This window comes from Mesorhizobium sp. 1B3 (assembly GCF_050958605.1).
In the GTDB taxonomy this organism is placed as follows: domain Bacteria; phylum Pseudomonadota; class Alphaproteobacteria; order Rhizobiales; family Rhizobiaceae.
This window is the reverse complement of sequence record NZ_JBJHDO010000020.1, coordinates 50,501-65,998: the sequence shown is the minus strand read 5'-3', so window position 1 is coordinate 65,998 and position 15,498 is coordinate 50,501. Positions and strand designations below refer to the sequence as shown.

14 protein-coding genes are annotated in these 15,498 nt (G+C 60.5%); 2 read left to right on the top strand and 12 right to left on the bottom strand.

The genetic code is table 11. The features are described 5' to 3' along the window. Positions 1 to 36 precede the first annotated feature (36 nt). From ACCO56_RS31640 to ACCO56_RS31585, 12 genes are all read right to left on the bottom strand, one after another. On the bottom strand, positions 37 to 906 hold the full coding sequence (locus tag ACCO56_RS31640; protein WP_433644943.1) for a serine hydrolase domain-containing protein: 870 nt from the start codon (positions 904 to 906) through the stop codon (positions 37 to 39). Between the two features lie 458 nt (positions 907 to 1,364). After that, on the bottom strand, positions 1,365 to 2,330 hold the full coding sequence (locus ACCO56_RS31635; protein WP_433644942.1) for a membrane dipeptidase: 966 nt from the start codon (positions 2,328 to 2,330) through the stop codon (positions 1,365 to 1,367). Between the two features lie 87 nt (positions 2,331 to 2,417). Next, entirely contained in the window at positions 2,418 to 3,494 is a 1,077-nt protein-coding gene (locus ACCO56_RS31630; RefSeq protein ID WP_433644941.1) for an ABC transporter ATP-binding protein, read from the bottom strand. Next, positions 3,491 to 4,351: an ABC transporter permease gene (locus ACCO56_RS31625; protein WP_433644940.1), complete on the bottom strand. Its 861-nt coding sequence runs from the start codon at positions 4,349 to 4,351 to the stop codon at positions 3,491 to 3,493. Before ACCO56_RS31625 ends, ACCO56_RS31630 begins: the two co-directional genes overlap by 4 nt. 107 nt (positions 4,352 to 4,458) lie before the next feature. Beyond that, positions 4,459 to 5,322: an ABC transporter permease gene (locus ACCO56_RS31620; protein WP_433644939.1), complete on the bottom strand. Its 864-nt coding sequence runs from the start codon at positions 5,320 to 5,322 to the stop codon at positions 4,459 to 4,461. A 34-nt stretch (positions 5,323 to 5,356) separates the two neighbouring features. Then, positions 5,357 to 6,424 (bottom strand): ABC transporter substrate-binding protein, encoded by a 1,068-nt coding sequence (locus ACCO56_RS31615; protein WP_433644938.1) that lies wholly within the window; start codon positions 6,422 to 6,424, stop codon positions 5,357 to 5,359. Between the two features lie 25 nt (positions 6,425 to 6,449). Next, a complete protein-coding gene (locus tag ACCO56_RS31610; protein WP_433644937.1) occupies positions 6,450 to 7,382 on the bottom strand; it encodes a LysR family transcriptional regulator in 933 nt (310 codons plus the stop codon). 9 nt (positions 7,383 to 7,391) lie between these two features. Then, positions 7,392 to 7,787 (bottom strand): Zn-ribbon domain-containing OB-fold protein, encoded by a 396-nt coding sequence (locus ACCO56_RS31605; RefSeq protein WP_433644936.1) that lies wholly within the window; start codon positions 7,785 to 7,787, stop codon positions 7,392 to 7,394. Between the two features lie 3 nt (positions 7,788 to 7,790). Then, positions 7,791 to 8,942: a thiolase domain-containing protein gene (locus ACCO56_RS31600; RefSeq protein ID WP_433644935.1), complete on the bottom strand. Its 1,152-nt coding sequence runs from the start codon at positions 8,940 to 8,942 to the stop codon at positions 7,791 to 7,793. Then, positions 8,939 to 11,536 carry a hypothetical protein gene (locus tag ACCO56_RS31595; protein ID WP_433644934.1) on the bottom strand — a complete coding sequence of 866 codons (2,598 nt, stop codon included), beginning with the start codon at positions 11,534 to 11,536 and terminating at the stop codon, positions 8,939 to 8,941. Before ACCO56_RS31595 ends, ACCO56_RS31600 begins: the two co-directional genes overlap by 4 nt. 6 nt (positions 11,537 to 11,542) lie before the next feature. Then, positions 11,543 to 12,259, bottom strand: coding sequence for a 3-oxoacid CoA-transferase subunit B (locus tag ACCO56_RS31590; RefSeq protein WP_433644933.1), 717 nt, complete (start codon positions 12,257 to 12,259; stop codon positions 11,543 to 11,545). 11 nt (positions 12,260 to 12,270) lie between these two features. Continuing rightward, entirely contained in the window at positions 12,271 to 12,951 is a 681-nt protein-coding gene (locus ACCO56_RS31585; RefSeq protein WP_433644945.1) for a 3-oxoacid CoA-transferase subunit A, read from the bottom strand. Between the two features lie 581 nt (positions 12,952 to 13,532). Between ACCO56_RS31585 and ACCO56_RS31580 the strand changes: the two genes are divergently transcribed. Continuing rightward, the gene (locus ACCO56_RS31580; RefSeq protein ID WP_433644932.1) at positions 13,533 to 14,885 is read left to right on the top strand and encodes an ActS/PrrB/RegB family redox-sensitive histidine kinase; all 1,353 of its coding nucleotides are present in this window, start codon (positions 13,533 to 13,535) and stop codon (positions 14,883 to 14,885) included. A gap of 32 nt (positions 14,886 to 14,917) precedes the next feature. Next, entirely contained in the window at positions 14,918 to 15,484 is a 567-nt protein-coding gene (locus ACCO56_RS31575) for an ActR/PrrA/RegA family redox response regulator transcription factor (RefSeq protein ID WP_433644931.1), read from the top strand. The last annotated feature ends 14 nt before the right edge of the window (positions 15,485 to 15,498 follow it).

Genomic DNA, 15,498 nt, shown 5'->3' with positions numbered 1-15,498 from the left:
AGTGCGCCTGGAACGATGACTACCTCCTCCTTGCTCTCACTCATATGCGATAGCCCTGCACTCGCTAGGAACAAGCTGTCGGCCTTCCCAGGACCCGCCCGAACGAAAGAGCTCGCCGATCTTGAGGTAGTCCCGCGCTGTGGCATTGAGGCCTGCATAGGCCATCTCCATGCCCGTGTCGTCGAGCAGCCAATAGCCCTCGGCCTCCATGCCAAGCGGATGCCAGAGTTTCTCCTGCACATAAGCGTGGATCGGACGTTCGGTGATGCGCGTGAGGAGCATTCCAAGAACCTGGGTATCCGTGCTGTTATAGAGGTTGTAAGTGCCCGGTTCACGCGCTCGTTTCAGCGTTGCCGGAAAAGCATTGAAGGAGCCGCCTCGCGCGGTGATTTCGGCAAAGCGATTGATATCCGAATTTGGATCGCTGTAGTCCTCGTTCCAGCCCGCGCCCGACGACATCTGGAGCACGTCCTTGATCCGCACCCCGTCATAGGCCGAGCCTTCCAACTCCGGCAGATAGGAGGAAATCGATTCCTCGATGGACGCGATCAACCTCTCGCCGACAGCGATGCCAAGGGCAGCAGAGATCACGCTCTTGGCCACCGACATCGACTTCCAGCGCCTGTCCGGGCCACCCCAAGGCGCATATCGCTCGAAAACGAGCTCCCCGTCTTTCAGCACGAGCAACGCCATCGTTTCGGTTTCGTAGAGCAAGGCCTCGATCGAACGCCGCTGCCCGTCGTGCCTGTACTCGCTCGGCAACGTCATCGCCTCACCGCGGGCAAACAGGAAAGGTCGCGGCGAGGCCGACATCCGGCCAACGGGAAAGATGGTATCAAGGCTCTGGAAGTTGAGCCGCTGATCGGCACCCCTGAAAAGGCTGTTGATATAGGCTTCGCGGTTCATGGCTCTTCAACAGGGCGGGACGCGTGGCTCGCCTGCCCTTGGCGCGCGTCGGCATAGCTGCGACTATAATCGCCAAAGGTGCAACGACCAGCGTGTGTCCGCAAGGAGCCGAGAGCGGAAGCCAGCCAAATTCTCGGTTAGCTTCTCGTTGGGACGCGGCCCGGACCACCGCGCCTGAACATTCCTTCGATCCTGCCGGGATCCGTCACTGGATCAATGTTCGAAAATCGGTCGAGGCTGCGACGGCGCGCCACTGGCCCAGAATTGCGGCATCCCGGCACTGCGTCGATGCCGGAAGGAATCGATTCCGCGCGAATTCTCTCTGGTTGCCGAGGTGTCACGACCGCCTTCAACCCAAGCAGACCTCGCATATTGTCGCTAGACGGCCGCTATGCGCCCCAATTGGACGTTCGGTCTGGCGGATATCAGTTACAAGAGAGCAATCGATGCCGCGCTCCTTAACCGAAAACAGTCTCGTATAGACGCACCCAATTACCACCCATGATCTTCCCGACTTCCTCGCGATTAAAACCAACCTGGCGTAAACCGTCCTCCAGATCGATCAGGTTTTCTGGCCCTTTCAGCCAGTCGGGCTTTGCCACTGCACCGGGTACTGCTGCGGATCCGGCACCGTACTGGACGGTGCGCGTCCAGCGACCCTTGCGCATCCATTCGCGGAACTTGTCGTCGCCTTTGTAGCTGTAGTCCGTTCCCAGACCCACATGATCGACCCCGGCGATCTCGACCATCCGGGCGATCATTTCACAGAACGCGACAAGATCTGCACAGGCATCCTCAGGCGTGATGTTCCGATAGGCGGCGCAGCCGATCACGCCCCCCGTCTGCTGGAGCGCGCGGAGCACATCATCGGAGCGATTGCGCTTGTGCGGAAAAATGGACGAGGCGTTCGCATGGGTCACGGCAATGGGCTTGGGCGAATGTTCGATCGCTTCCAGCGTGCTGCGATCGCCCACATGCGAACAATCCGCGACAATCCCTACCCGCGCCATTTCGCCCAGCAGCTCGCGACCAAAACGGGTCAGGCCACTGTCATGATCTTCATAGCAGGAGCCGCAAACATCGTTCTGGTTGTTGTAGGTCAGTTGCACCACGCGCACGCCCATATCCGCAAAGAGTTCGGGAAAACGGATACGGCCTTCGAAAAGGTTCGAATTCTGGTAGCCGAGCAAAATACCCAGCTTGCCGTCACGTTCGCACTGCCTGATGTCGTTGGCCCGCCGGACGATGCGGATGAGGTCAGCGTTGTCGCGCTCCATATCCCGCCATCGGCCGAGCGAGTCCATCGATTCCAGCGTACCCTCCCAAAAACCAAGGGTCGGCGTGACGCAGGTATAGCGTCCTTTCACCAGTCGCTCGAACACGTCGCGCGAAAATTCTCCGCATTGCAATGCGTCAATCAGCATGATGTCCTCCAAAAATAAGATCGGTGGCGACGCAGTACTGCCGCAGAGTAGCGGGAGCACGCGTTGTCTCGGGAGCCTCAGAACAGGCTATAGATGGGCCGGGACGATCCGCCCCGCTTCGGGACGGAACCCGATGTGAATAATGCTGCCCGCCGGTGGCACCTGGCGTTCTCCCTCAATGCGCAGCCGCAGCGACTGGCCATCGAGCCCTGCAATAACCAACTGGCTGTCACCGTAGTTGACGGTCGACTGGACTCTCGCCTCGAACACGTTGAACTCGTCCTTCTGTCCAGGCTGGACCAGTTGCAATTGCTCCGGGCGAACCAGCAACTCGACCCTGCGCGCGGTCACGCGCGCCTGTTCCGCCGGAGCAATTCGCACTGCTCCGATTGTATCGGTCGAAAAAGTCCCGTCCGCGGAAAGGCCACCGGTAAAGAAATTGGAATCGCCCAGAAACTCGCCGACGAACTTGGTCCGCGGGTAGCGATAGATCTCCAGCGGGTTTGCCAGATGCTCGATACGCCCCCTGTTGAACACAGCAACGCGGTCCGACATCGACATGGCTTCGGTCTGGTCGTGGGTGACATAGATCATCGTCACACCCAGTTCCTGATGAATACGCTTTATCTCGAATTGCATGTGCTCGCGCAGATTCTTGTCCAGCGCGCCCAGCGGTTCATCCAGAAGCAATACGTCCGGATCGAAAATCAGCCCCCTTGCCAGAGCGACCCGCTGCTGCTGGCCACCCGAAAGCTCTCGCGGGAAGCGCTGGGCGAAGCCCGCCAAGCCCACCATGTCCAACGTCTTTTTCACCCTCTCGGCGATCTCCATCGGCGGGCGTTTCCGCATTTTCAACGGGAAGCCGACATTGGCTGTGACGTTCAGGTGTGGAAACAGCGCGTAGTTTTGGAACACCATTCCGATATTGCGCCGCCACGGTTTGGTGCGGGTCAGATCATGGCCCGCCAGCATGATCTCACCCTGGCTGGGCTCCTCGAAGCCGGCGATCATCATCAGCGTTGTTGTCTTGCCCGAGCCCGACGGCCCGAGAAACGAGATGAATTCCCCCTTGCGGATGTCTATCGAGACATCCTCGACCGCTTTGGTTAGCCCATCATAGGATTTGTGAATGTCTTTCAGAGTTAAATACGACGCTTGCGTCATACCAGATCTCCTTGTTGGGCCAGGCGGTTAAGGTCGAAGGCACCGGGCTGCTTGAGGGGCGCGACCTCAACCTGAGCCATGGCCTGCGCCTGCTGACGGCGCAATTTGCGTTTCTTGCGTTCTGAATACACGGTCGAGACCACCACGCTAACCACGACGGCCATGGTCAACAGGGCCGAAACGACTGCAATGACCGGGTCGCTGTCCAATTGGATACTCTCGAACATGGTCTTGGGCAGAGTGGAGGCATCGCGACCGCCGATGAAAATCGACACCACCGCCTCATTGAACGAGGCCAGGAAGGCAAACAGCGAGGCGACCAGGATGGTCGGGCGCAACACCGGGGCGGAAACATAGAAGAAAGTTCTTATCGGCCCGGCCCCTGAAATCATCGCCGCGCGTATCAGGTTGCGATCGAAGCCCTTGATACCGGCGCATACCACCAGGAAAGTCACCGGAATCGCCAGCGCAGTATGCGCCAGAACCATCCCCAATGGGGTTCCGACGAGACCGAGTGGCCCGAAATAGCCGTAATAGCCGAGTGCCGCGACGACGTTGGGAACCATCAGCGGCAGCATGATGATCAGATTGATCAGCGCCCGGCCCCGAAACTGGTAGTTCATGTAGCCATAGCCGGCGGGCAGTACCAGCGCCAGTGTCAGCGCTGCGGTGGCGAGCGCGATGTATACGCTGACGAACGTCGCCGACGTCCATTTGAAGCTGCTGAAATAGGCCGTGTAGTACCGCATCGAATAGTCTGGCGGCGGAAACTGAAACGAGGTCGCGGCGGAAAACGACATGATCATCACGATGATCAGCGGCACGATCAGAAATATGCAGGCCAGCGCTGCCGCCACGACCGGAATTCGGCCGATGGCGTTTGAAAGCCACTCGGAAGAGAATAATTTCATAAGCATACCTCCTCGCTGAACTTCCCTCATCGTCCGGATTTTTTGAACAGAGACTATTTCCACAGCTTGTCCAATCCGAAGAAGTGATTGTAGAGCAAGTAGATTAGCGCCGTTGCGATCAGCAGAACGACTGAAAGAGCGGCCGCGAAACCCCAGTTCAGAAGCTGGTCGATCTGCTGGTGGATAAGTTGCGAGATCATCATGTCACCTGACCCACCGAGCAGGATTGGCGTGACGTAGAAGCCAAGGCAGACGGTGAAGACCACGATCGAGCCGCTTATGATTCCCGGCATGCTCAGCGGCAGATAAACATTGGTGAATGCAACCCACGGCGTCGCGCCAAGGCTGTGAGCAGCCCGGACATGGGATGGATCGATGCGTTTCATCACGCTGTAAAGCGCCAGCACCATGTAAGGCAGGAGAATGTGAACGAGTCCCACGGTCGAACTGAACGACGTGAACAGAAGCTGGGGCATGGTCCCCAGTCCCAGCGCGGCGTAGAGGGAGGCTACCGGCCCGCTATTCCCGAGGATCACCAGCCAGGCATAGGTGCGCACGAGGAAGCTGGTCCAGAATGACATGGCGACGATGCTCAACATCACCAGCGCCACGGCATCTGTGCGTCGGGAGACCACGTAAGCGATCGGATAACCCAGAACAAGACAGGCCACTGTCACCGTCAGCGCGGTACGGAAGGTGCTCCACATGACAGTCAGATACGCCGGCACATTCAGGATACGGAGAAAGTGATCGAACGTGACCGATGGCTCGGTCACGCTCAGCGCAAAGACGAATCCAAGCGGTAGCAGGAAGGCTAGAGCCAGGAAGACGGTGATCGGCGCCATCAAGCCATAGCCCGCAATATTGCGACGCCATGCTGGCTTACCGACCGATGGGTTCATCGATCCGGATGACATGTGCTCTCCCTTTATGCGTTTGGGCGGATTGTGACTACTTCACCAGCCACTCCAGGAACCGCTCCTCGATCTCGTCGGAGTGTTCGGCTTCCCAAACCGGATCGATCACCGCCGCAAGGGGAGCATTGTCAGGGTGCGTCGGCATACCGCGCGCCGCTTCCGCCGGAATGTGGTCGAAAGCTTCGACATTCGCCGGGCCGTAGCCGACGCCTTGCGTAAATTCAGCCTGCCGATCAGCTTCCAGGCACAGCTGGATGTAGCGAAAAGCATTCTCGCGATTGGAGGCACCGCGCACGACACCCAAGATCGTGCGGACCGGCATTGCCTGATGCCACGAGATTTCGATCGGTGCCCCTTGCCGCTTCAGGTTCGTGGCCCCAGAGTTCCAGATCGGCATCAGATCCACCTCGCCATCCCGGATCAGTTGCTGGGACTGCGCAGCCTGACGCCACCAGACTTTCACATGAGGCTTGAGCTCGGACAGCTTGGCAAGAGCGCGATCGATGTCCATCGGATAAAGCTGGTCCACCGGAACGCCATCAGCCAGCAGGGCTTGCCTGATGCTGGTCCGACCGTCCTGATACATGCCCCGATTACCCGGGAACCGTTCCACATCCCAGAAATCCGCCCAGGTCTGGGGAGCGTTTTCGGGAAACTTGTCCGTACGGTAGCACAGATTGGTGCTCAGCACGCAGACTGCGACGCCATCATGGGTAATGGCGTCTTCAGGCACGCTGGCGCGATCGATGATCGACCAGTCCAGCGGTTCGACCAGCTTGTCACTATAGGCGCGAACCCAGGCCGGCTCGTTGATCGCGGTCACGTCCCATTCGTAGCGCCCCGATTCCACCTGCGCCTTCAGCGCCGCGAAGGAAACCGGCGAAACGGTGCGAACTTCCACGCCTGTACGTTCGGTGTAAGGTGCGAAGAATGCACGTTGTTCGGTTTCGGTCCAGGTGCCGCCCCATGTATTGACGTAGAGAAGCTTGCTCGACTGGCCAAGGGCTTGCCGTGAAGCCGCTGTCGGCAGCAATGCGCCGGCGGCAGTGACAGCCATGCTTTGCAGAACAGCGCGACGGCTGAGTTTGTTTGAGAAGTTCATTTTTCTTCCTCCCAGTTAGTTCAGGCTACGTTCCGCCTGTGTCGGCGGTCCGTTCGTCGAGGTGGCGATCGATCAGATCGACAACGGCGTTTGTCACACTGGAACGGATCGTGTCCCGGCGCTCGATCATGAAAACCTCGCGCCCTGAAACCGCCTCCCCGGGCAGTCGCGCGATCTCGCGATAGGTCAGATCTCCACCGCGCTCCTGATGCGCGATGATCCAGGGAACGATCGCGAAGCCGAGACCCGCGTAGATCATTCCCTTGAGCGCCTCCCAGTTCGACGCCTCGTAGTACGAATGCTCCATGAGCTCGGCCAATTGCGGCGTCATGTTGATGACGTCGCGCATTCCGCCGCCCGAATTCCACGACACGAAGCGTTGCTCGCGCAACAACGCCCAGTTCATGGCCGACTTATCCTGCATCGCCGGATCACTGCGCGGACCGATCACCACCAGACGATCAGCCAGAAGCTTACGTGATACAAACAGCTCCGGGTCGGGCAGAGAGCTGATGATGCCGAGATGCGCATCGCCGAGCGCGACCCGTTCAAGCATGTCTCGCGACAGCCCTGATACAAGGCGCACCTTGATCTGCGGATGGGTCTGCGACAATTCCTTCAACAGTCTCGGGAAGATCAGCGGGATGATCGATGTCACGGAGATAGCGATCGAGACGCGGTTTCCCCGGTCCTTGACGTCGCGCCTGGCGTTGCCGATGACCAGCTCGAAGTTTCTCACCAGCCCGTCGGCTATGGGGATGAAGCGCGCGCCCTCCGTGGTCAGGCTCACCTGACGCGTCGTGCGGGTAAACAATGGCGTACCGAGCGAGCTTTCCAGATTCTTCAGCATGGCCGACAAAGACGGCTGTGACATGCCGAGATTGGTCGAGGCGATGCGGAAATTACGCACGCTCGCTATCTCAAGAAATGCCTTTAGCTGCCGGATCGTAACGTCCATGTGGCGATGTCAGCCTTCCGTTTCTGGTTTGAACAGCACCGCGTGCTCGACGCCGTTCAACGGTTGAAAAACGCAGGTCACTTTCATGCCGGTCCGCAAGGAGCCGGCATCGTCGGCAAGCAGATGGGTCATCATCGCAACACCTTCCTCCAACAGCACGATCGCGTGGGTAACGGGAGGAGATTCACGATGCATGATTGAGACGCTGTGCACGGTTCCACGCCCGCTGGCGGCGCGCCATTTCCATTGGAGATTGCCGCAATGCGGGCATTGTCCGCGCGGTAGCCAGTGGAAAGTCCCGCAATCTTCGCAATAAGGCAAAGCCAGCCGCCCTTCGGCTGCGGCTGCCCAGAAAGGAGCGTTTTCTGGTGTCCTGTCCGCCAAGTTCTGCGTTTTGCCGCTCATGGCCTAGCCTCTTTCTACCACGATGACTGAGCCTGCGTGTCGTGAGCCCAGCATCCCGCCGATACCGGTCACCACCGCGATGTCGCAGTCGTGAACCTGCAGGTCGGGATGAGCTTCACCACGGATCTGGCGGACTGCTTCGATCATTTTCACCATGCCGCCGCGAAACCCCGGATGGTTGCTGCACAGGCCGCCGCCGTCGGTGTTGACGGCCAACACCCCGCTATTGGCGATGAGCGCGCCATCTTCCACGAAACGGCCGCCCTGGCCCTTCTCACAAAAACCAAGGTCTTCGAGCTGCAGCACGACGGTGATGGTGAAACTGTCGTAGATCGAAGCGTAGCGTACGTCCTGCACGGTGATGCCAGCCTCGTCGAATGCAGCTTTCCCGGCTGCCCGGACGCCTGTTTCCAGCAAGTCGTAGCCGGTGGACCGATGATAGCGAAGCGTTTCGCCATGACCGCGTATCAGCGCCGACGGCCGGCCGAGCGACCGCGCGATTTCGGGGCGGGTCAAAACCAGCGCCCCGCCGCCATCGGTAATCACGCAGCAATCCAGCCTGTGCAGCGGACCGGCAACAAGGGGCGAAGCCAGCACATCGTCGACGCTCACTTCCTTGCGCAGAAGTGCGTTGGGGTTGCGGCTGGCATGCCGGGAGGCTGCGACCTTGACCCAGGCAAGCTGTTCGCTCGTGGTGCCGAATTCGTACATGTGCCGCGCGGCGGCCATCGAGTACATTGACAGCACGGTCGGCCTGAAATGCTGTTCGAACTGCAAGGCAGGCGCTGAAAGATGGGTCGCCCGCCCATCGCTTTCAGAACGTGGACGCCCGCCCATGGTGATCAGGGCGACATTGCAGCGGCCAGATGCAATGGCCGCAGCAGCATGCCCGACATGCGAGAGATAGGAGGAGCCTCCGCCTTCGGTTGAATCGTGATAGCGCAGGTTCAAGCCCAGATATTCTGCCATCGCCAGCGTTCCGCCGGGCGCATCGCTGGCGCAGAAATAGCCGTCCACATCCTGCAGCTGCAAACCGGCGTCATCCAGCGCGCCACGCGCCACCTCGGCATGAAGGCGGGCCGTGGAGATGTCACTCGCCAGACGCGTAGGGTGCTCGAAAGCGCCGACGATATGCACCTTGCCGCGTATCGTCATATCCGGCTCCCCGGCACGTATTTATCTCCGGATGAAGCTCCGGCAGGGATGAAGACAGCCTTGCTAAAGGCTTCTATCTCCGCCTTGACCTTGTTCGCGATCCTGATTCCGTGGCGCATAGCATGCCTTCGTCTCGTCTCGATCTCGGCTCGGGATAATATCAGCGCCGAAGAACCGGCAGCCCGGACCATGTGCGCCCAGAGCTCCTGCGGCTTCTCGCTCGCCACCGCCAAAAACCGGACTCCGGCGGCACTGCCCAACAGATCCGAAGGCGATCCTGCAAACGCCGGATAGCTCGTTATGGCGCGGAGGATATCTGCACGCTCGCCGAGATTCGTTGTCGTGACCGATATCAGGCCGCCGGCATCGCCAGAGGTCGGTACGAATATCGAGACGCCGTATGCGTCCGGCTCGGAGGAGATCATCACGACAGCGCAATTCGCGTCATCGCCGCGTGCAATCATGCCTTCGCTTAACCGCCCATCCGTGGCTCCGGCAGCGTTGAAAACACCTGTCTTGCCTTGTCTGGCCGCCAAACAAGCAAGTTCGACAGGGCTTTGGCCAAGGGAAAGCGCCGCAAGGCCAGTGGCTTTATCAGTAGCGCCATTGGCGATATCAGCAGCCGGAAGCCGGAGAGGGCGCACTACCTTCGCCGCGAGCAGCCCTGCCAGCCGGGTAAAGCCGTTTCCATGCCAAAGCTCGGCGCTCTCGACGCTAAGCGCCAGGCCGTCAGCCACTCCAAGCGGCAGACCCGTTCCGTGTAGCGCCCGGGACACGAGCCTTCGAAGCTCGACCGGCGAGCAGACCTGCTCCTCGAATGTCTCGCGGCCCTCAACACCAGGGATGCTCTCGGCCGCGTCCCCGGCCGGCCGATACCTGACCGGATCAGCGGCATCGGCCAAGGGCGCGAGGGGAAAAGGCCAATCTCCTTCGCCGCGCCCGGCCATGAGATCGGCCATCGTCGGCGCTCCTTGGAGCAAGGCGCCGCGCACAGACTTGGGATACGTGGGATCGAGCTTGTCCATTCCATAGAAAGCAAGCTTCAGGCGCATCGCTGCAAAGGGCGTATATGCGGCATCCAGCCGGTTCTCATGCAGTTCGCCATAGGAACAGCCTGAAAGGGCCTGCGATCGGCGCGCCACATCGCGATGCTCGGGATGTTGCGCTAAAACATGCGCCAACGGGGTTTCGGCGGGCAAACTTTCCAGCAGCCGGTTCAAGTTGGCCACACGCCAGGCAGTGTCCATCCGCCATTCGAATTCAGAACCCGGATCTTGTTCTCGAACCCCAAGCCGCGGATCGAGCGGGGCGGCAATCGAGCGATACCAGAAGTTGCGGGCAGCATTCCTGGCGGTGAAGTCGTATTCCAGCGCCCAACCAAACTGTTCGCGCAGCAGGGTACGCAATTGGTCAGCCGTCTGCCTGAAATCCAGTTCCGGCAGTGCGGATGCCCGCATCGAGGCGCGATAGCGTTGAAGTCTTTCCTCGGGCAGGAGTTCGACCAGCAGCGCGTGAAAAACCTCTGCAACGTCTGGTTCCTGCGTCGCAAGCCGGTCGGCAAGGGTCGAACGAAAAGATTCGGGCGTCGGCCCTTCGGCTTGAGCCTGCGCCAGCACCAGCGGCTGCAAGGCCCGCAGCCCTGTTGCAATGGATATGTTCCCGGAAAATATCCCGTTTCCGTCGCGCCCATCCTCGGTGAAATACGCAATGGCTCGTTCAAGCAACGTCGCCAGCCGCCCTGCATCGACCGATTTCGCCGCGATCGGAAGTTGCCATGCCTCAGCAATGGCGCGTTCATTCAGGTCAATCCAGCGGTGAATGGTCGTGGGGTTTGCGGCCACATAGGCCACGAGGCCCGCTCCGGCGGCGTTACCAACACCCAGATAACGCCGATAGGAATCGGGCAATCTGATCGCGCTCGAGCTGCGTTGTGCTGCCATCGCATCGACCAGTTCGAAGACGAATTCCCGCAGGAGCATCGCGGAAACCATCTGCAAATAGTAGGGCAAAGCAAAGGGATGATCATCGCCAAGCCCCTCGAAAGGGCGCATTCCCAAGGCACCGTTGGCGATCAGGCCGGTGGTGCGCACGATATAGCCGACATCGGCCAGCCTTGCGGAGTCGGGCAATCGCCCGGCAGCCAGACTTTCCACGACGTGGTCGAACACCCGCCCGCTGCGATTGCCCCGCAAAGTGACCAGCGTGTCGTAGTCGAAGCGACCGGCGCGCTGCTTTGGCGTTTCAGCCAGCAAGTATGTCTCGCGCGCCGCCGACCACGCCCCTTCGCAGAGCACCGCCGAAATGTCCCAGTTCTCGCCGAAACTCCGGTCGGTCTTCTGATCCGCCGGAAAATTCTTCGATACTACGAGGAAATGAAAAGTCTGTGCGCCCCAGTCCAGCCGATAAAGCGCTGTGCCAATTCCTTCGGCGTTAATGTCGAAACGCAGACGGGTCAACCTCCAGTCGTGTCTTGCCAGATGCGCGACAGTCGAGCGGGCGAAGTTCAGCGCCGTGGGATAGGCAGCCAACAGGCGGCGAGGCGCCATCACGGCGGCGGAGGAACGCAAACCTGACATGCTGACGTTGGTCGCCATGCTGCGTTACCCTTTCGGCCCCAGCGATGTGGCCGGACCGTAAGGCTGGTCCTTTCGCAGGCTGGTGAAATCCAGCTTCGCGGCTGTCCTGTCCTGCAAGGACTCCGGTGTTAGCCCGGCAACCATCTCCAGAACGCAAAATCCAGTTTCGCGTATCTCAATCAACGCCAGATTTGTGTAGATTCGGTCCACGACACCCTTGGCAGTCAGCGGCAAATTGCAGCGCTCAACCAAGCGACTCTGACCGTTTCGCGTTTCATGTTCCATGGCGACCCACAGCCGCTTAGCGCCCGCAGCGAGGTCCATCGCCCCGCCAACAGCAGGTGCCGTCTTGCCCAGGGACGTTGCCCAGTTGGCGATGTCGCCATTGCAGGCCACCTCAAAGGCCCCCAGGACGCAAAGGTCCAAGTGGCCGCCCCGCACGACCACGAAACTGTCAGCCTGATGAATGAAAGCGCCTCCCGGCAGAAGGGTGACGTAGCCCTTGCCGGCATTCACCAGCCATGGATCGATCGCTTCCCCGGCTGGGGCCGGGCCCATTCCCAAAACACCGTTTTCACTATGGATGACGATCTCGCGGTCAGCCGGCAAGACGTCCGCGATCAGTGTCGGAATGCCAATACCCAGATTGACATACCAGCCTCCCTCGATGTCGCTGGCGATCCGGCTCGCCATATCGCGACGGCTGAGCGGGATGATCAAGGTATTGTCCTGCGTGTCCATATTAGGTCTCATCAGAATGTAGGAGGATTGCCGTAGGCGACGTGCACGACCTGATCCACGAATATTCCGGGCGTTACGATCGCCTCCGGGTCTAGTTCTCCCAGTCCGACAACATGCTGGGTTTGGGCCACGGTTCGCCGTGCGGCCATCGCCATTACCGGATTGAAATTCCTGCCGCTTTTCCGGTAGACGAGATTACCCCAGCGGTCCGCTTGCCAAGCTTCTATGAGCGCTAGATCGCCCTGCAGAGCTTGCTCCAGCACATAAGCTCGACCATCAAACTCACGCACTTCCTTGCCTTCGGCCAGTGCAGTTCCCACCGCAGTCGGCGTGTAAAATGCCGGGATTCCCGCGCCGGCGGCGCGCATTCGTTCAGCCAAGGTACCCTGCGGGACAATTTCCAGTTCGATGCGCCCGGCATCATAAAGCTTCTGAAAGACCACAGGGTCAGAGCTGCGTGGAAAACTGCAGATAACCCGGCGTACCCTGCCCAGATCCAGAAGGCGCGCCAGACCGGTCCGACCTACTCCGGCGTTGTTTGCGACGATCGTCAAGTCACGCGCGCCATGCTCGACCAATGCGTCAATCAGCGCGTGAGGTTGCCCCACCGCACCGAAGCCACCTATCAGCACCACGGCACCATCTGCGACGCCCTGCAGCGCCTCGGCGGCTGTTTCACGAAATTTGTTTATCATTCCAATCCAACAACTCTCTTCTGCGGATGAATACTGAAAGAGAGTTTTATTAAAGTCCAATAGCAATATTTTCGGCATTATCGAAAAATACTGATCAATAGAATTGCCAAGCGCACCCTCACACACGCAAAGCAGAGGGCCTTCTTCACATTGTGCGCGGAGCACGGCCAGGCCAGCCTGTTGCGTGGATCGAAAACCTCCTTGTTCCGGTAGAGGTTCTTCACCACATCGGCGTGGCACAGATCCTCGACTATGGGCGCATGCGGCCCACAGGTTGGGCCACAACTGTTCGGGTCGCTTATCGAGGGTTATTGGCCCCTGACAATGGCCGCAACGGGTCGGCCTTGGCCTGGGTCACAGCGCACCGAACACTCCGCTCTTGTAGTTTCGTAGCCTAAAGCCGGCCGTCAGCTTCGGCCCCTATCGAGACGTTCAACACCTCGGCACTGAGCATAGGGTTGTGGCGCAATGAACCGTGCAAGCCGTTCAGATCGACGTAGGAACTCAGCATCAGCGCATCCAGCTTCGTCTCGCACTAGCCATTTGCCCTTCAGCCCGCACTGGAGCATATACCTTCCATGCAGGAACTTCGACCCTTCGACCCCCACAGCAACGGGCTCAGGCTCAACACGCTGATCCGCCTGCGCTGGCTGGCGGTGGTCGGACAGAGCGCGGCGGTCGTCTTCGTCGCCTACTGGCTGGGCTTTCCGCTGCCGGTCAGCTTCTGCTTCGCGCTGATCGCCTGCTCGGCCTGGCTCAACCTGTTCCTCGCTTTCCGTTTTCCGGCTGCGCATCGGCTCGGGCCGCTCGCCGCGCTCAGTATCCTGACCTTCGACGCCCTGCAGCTCGTGGGCTTGCTTTTCGTGACGGGCGGCCTCACCAATCCGTTCTCGCCCTTGATGGCGGTGCCGGTGATCATCTCGGCAACCTCGCTGCCTCTTCGCATGACCGCGGCGATCGGCGGCCTGGTCGTGGTGGCGGCAACCGCGCTGGTCTTCTACCATATGCCGCTGCCCTGGGCGGAGGGCAGTCAGCTCGTCATGCCGTTCGTCTATGTCGCCGGCATGTGGGTGGCCGTGGTCTCGATGATCATCTTCACCGCTGTCTATGCCTATCGCGTCGCGCAGGAGGGGCGGCTTCTCGCCAACGCGCTCGCCGCCACCGAACTCGTGCTGCAGCGCGAGCAGCATCTGTCGGCGCTGGACGGCCTGGCCGCGGCCGCCGCGCACGAGCTCGGCACGCCCCTCGCCACGATCGCGCTCGTCGCCAAGGAGATGGAGCGCGCGCTGGGGTCCGATCCCCGCTTTCAGGAGGACGTGACCCTCCTGCGCAGCCAGAGCGAGCGCTGCCGGGAAATCCTGAAGCGGCTGACCAGCCTGTCCTCCGAAGCGGAAGAGCATCTTGCGCATATGCCGCTCACCTCGCTCATCGAAGAGGTGATCGCGCCTCACCGGGACTTCGGCGTCGACATCAAGCTCGAGCCGGGCGAGAGGATCGGGCCGGAGCCTGTCGGGCGGCGCAATCCCGGCGTGATGTACGGGCTCGGCAATCTGGTGGAGAACGCCGTCGATTTCGCCCAGAACGCGGTGACGGTCAACTGGCGGTGGAACGCCGACACGGTCGCGCTTACCGTGATCGACGACGGCCAGGGTTTCCCGCCCGACATCATCGACCGGATCGGCGAGCCCTATATGTCGACCAGGCGTGGCGGGGAGCCCGGCGGCGGGCTTGGCCTGGGGCTATTCATCGCCAAGACCCTGCTGGAGCGCTCCGGCGCCACGATGAGTTTCCACAACTCCTTCGTGCAGGGGCAAGGCGCGATCGTCGAAGTGTCCTGGCCGCGTGCGGTTTTCCAGGGTCACGTCGAGGCGGGCGTCAAGGAAGCGGATTCGCAGGGCAATTTTGATTCTCGCGCGCAAGCCCATATATAGTGGCAGAATATAGGCAGATCACGGAAGACACGATGACCACGGAAACCGACGCCGCGACGGCGGGCACGCTCGAAGGCGACACTTCGCTGCTGATCGTCGACGACGACAAGCCGTTCCTGACCCGACTGGCCCGCGCGATGGAAATCCGTGGATTCCATGTCGATACGGCGGAGAGCGTCGAAGAAGCCGTCGGCAAGGCGCGCGCCAATGCCCCGGCCTATGCCGTCGTCGACATGCGGCTCGGCGACGGAAACGGCCTCGATGTGGTGGCGGCGATTCGGGAAAAGCGCTCGGATTCGCGCACGGTCATACTGACCGGCTATGGCAACATCGCCACGGCGGTGACCGCGGTGAAGCTCGGCGCGATCGACTACCTGTCGAAGCCCGCCGACGCCGACGACATCTACGCGGCCCTCACGCGGATGAGCGGCGAGCGCGCCGCGCCGCCGGAAAACCCGATGTCTGCGGACCGGGTGCGGTGGGAACATATCCAGCGTGTCTACGAAATGTGCGATCGCAACGTGTCGGAGACGGCGCGCCGGCTCAACATGCACCGCCGCACTCTGCAGCGCATCCTGGCGAAACGCGCGCCGCGCTAAATTGAACCAGGCAT